1 protein-coding gene and 1 pseudogene are annotated in these 2,312 nt (G+C 67.9%); one reads left to right on the forward strand and one right to left on the reverse strand.

Annotated elements, in window-relative coordinates; genetic code table 11:
• Positions 1 to 189: pseudogene (locus tag VNR91_RS12475) on the reverse strand (hypothetical protein); the annotation flags it as partial.
• Between the two features lie 183 nt (positions 190 to 372).
• Between VNR91_RS12475 and VNR91_RS12480 the strand changes: the two are divergent.
• Positions 373 to 2,312, forward strand: a 1,940-nt coding sequence (locus tag VNR91_RS12480; RefSeq protein WP_325491101.1) for a PhoX family protein, incomplete at its 3' end; no start/stop codon positions are given.

Consider the following 2,312-nt stretch of genomic DNA (forward strand, 5'->3'; position numbering starts at 1 on the left):
GGCACCGGCCGCCAGCACCCGCGCGCCGAGCAAGGTCGCCACCGGCCCCGCCGCCAGCAGCACCGCCACACCCAGCGCCATTCGCCAGTCGCCCAACGATTCGGAGGCGGCACGGCGCTGGACGACCGCCGCGAACAACCGGCCGGCAAGGCTGGGTCGCGGCGGCAGGGGATCGGTTGGCGACTCCATCGCCCACCCCTAGGCAGCGGCGCTGGCGCTGAACAGCCTGTCGCATAATCTTGACGAGACGCTGGAACGCCCTGCACAAAACTGTCACCGCAACTTCACCGGCGCGTCAGGCGCCCCGGCCACGCAGAATCAGGACGAACCGCTCACCGACGGATCGGCGAACGGGCAGCAATGGGGATTAGAATGACCGACGTTATCCGCACCGACATCGGCTATGACGACGGCGACGTCGCCACCAACCTCAGCGCTGGCCCGACTCTCGGCGATCTGGTCGCCCAGCGTTATTCCCGACGCGAGACGCTGCGCAGCGGCGTTGGCGCGATGGCGATCGCGGTATTCGGCGGATCGGTCGTCGCCGCGTGCGGCAGCGACAAGAACGACACCCCATCGGATCCGGCCCCGACCGTCACGGTCGGGAGTTCCGGCACGGCATCGTCGGGCAACCTCGTCACGATCACCGGCACCGCCACCGACAACGGCAGCATCACCAGCTCGACCTTCGTCCAGGTCAGCGGCCCGGTCGTGACGCTCAGCGCGACCACCGGCACCACCACCAGCTTCCTCGCGCCCGCCGTCTCCTCCAACGCGATCGTCGTGATCCGCTTCACCGCGACCGACAATAGCGGCAACACCGCCAGCGCCGACGCCAACGTCACCGTCACCCCAGTCGCGCTCAACTTCGCCCCCGTCGCGAAGAACAAGAACGACGTTGTCACGGTCCCGGCCGACTACAAGGTCAGCGTCCTCTATCGGACCGGCGACCCGCTCGACGCGACGACGCCGGCGTACAAGAACGACGGCACCGACACCGGTTTTGCCACCCGCGCAGGCGACGAACACGATGCGCTCTACTGGTTCGGGCTGGACGGCGCCGGCGCGCGCGACGATCTGGCGGCGTCGCGCGGTTTGCTGATGATGAACCACGCCGACATCAACCCATATTATCTCCACGCCAACGGCCCGACCGGCAGCGGCAGCGCACGCCCGGAGGCCGAGGCGGTCAAGGAAATGGAGGCGCTGGGCCTGAGCGTGGTCGAGACGATCAAGGCCGCCGACGGCAGCTGGAGCTATGTCCAGGCGAGCGCATTCAACCGCCGCGTGACAGCACAGACTGCGGTCGACTTCAGCGGCCCGGTCAAGGGCAGCAGCTATCTCCAGACCGCCTTTTCCACCGACGGCACCAAGGGTCGCGGCACGATCGGCAATCGCGGCAACGGCTATACCGCCTGGGGTACCGGGCTGACCGGTGAGGCCGACTGGCCCGGCTATTTCCGGCGCCCCGCCTTGCTCGACAATCCGCGGCGGACCGCGAAGGAAGCCACCGCGCTGGCGCGCTTCGGCCTGACCCAGGCCGGCTCCACCTACGCCTGGGAGAGCGTCGTCCCCGCCGACGCCAATAACACCGCGTTTCGTCGTTTCGATGCCCAGGCGACGGGAGCCTCCGCGACGGCCGATTTCCGCAACGAACCCAACCAGTTCGGCTGGGTGGTCGAGGTCGATCCCTATGACGCGACCAAAGCGCCCAGGAAGCGCACCGCCCTCGGCCGCTTCGACCATGAAGGGTGCTGGCCCGGCAAGTTCTTCATCGGTGTCAAGCCGGCCTTCTACATGGGCGATAATGGCGAAAGGGAATATTTCTACAAGTTCGTGTCGGGCACCGCCTGGGCCTCGGCCGACGCGGCCGCGACCGATCGACTGGCGATCGGGGACAAATATCTCGACAGCGGCACGCTGTACGTGGCGCAATTCAAGGCGGACGGCACCGGCACCTGGCTGCCGCTGACGTTTGGCACCGCCCCACTGACCAGCGCGAATGCGGCCTATCCCTTCGCGGATCAGGTCGACGTGCTCACCAACGCGCGCCTGGCCGGCGATGCGCTCGCGGCGACGCCGATGGATCGTGCGGGCTGGACCTCGGTCAACCCGATCACCGGCGAGGTCTTCATCACCCTGAACCGCGGCGAGCTGCGCACCCCGGCGACCACCGACGCCGCCAACCCGCGCGCCTATGCCGACGCACCCAACGCCGGCATCAACAACCACAACGGCCACATCATCCGCCTGCGCGAGACCGGGGACACCCCGGAAGCGACCACCTTTGCCTGGGACATCTATCTGTTCGG

Origin of the sequence: Sphingomonas sp., assembly GCF_035555815.1 — a bacterium.
In the GTDB taxonomy this organism is placed as follows: domain Bacteria; phylum Pseudomonadota; class Alphaproteobacteria; order Sphingomonadales; family Sphingomonadaceae; genus Sphingomonas.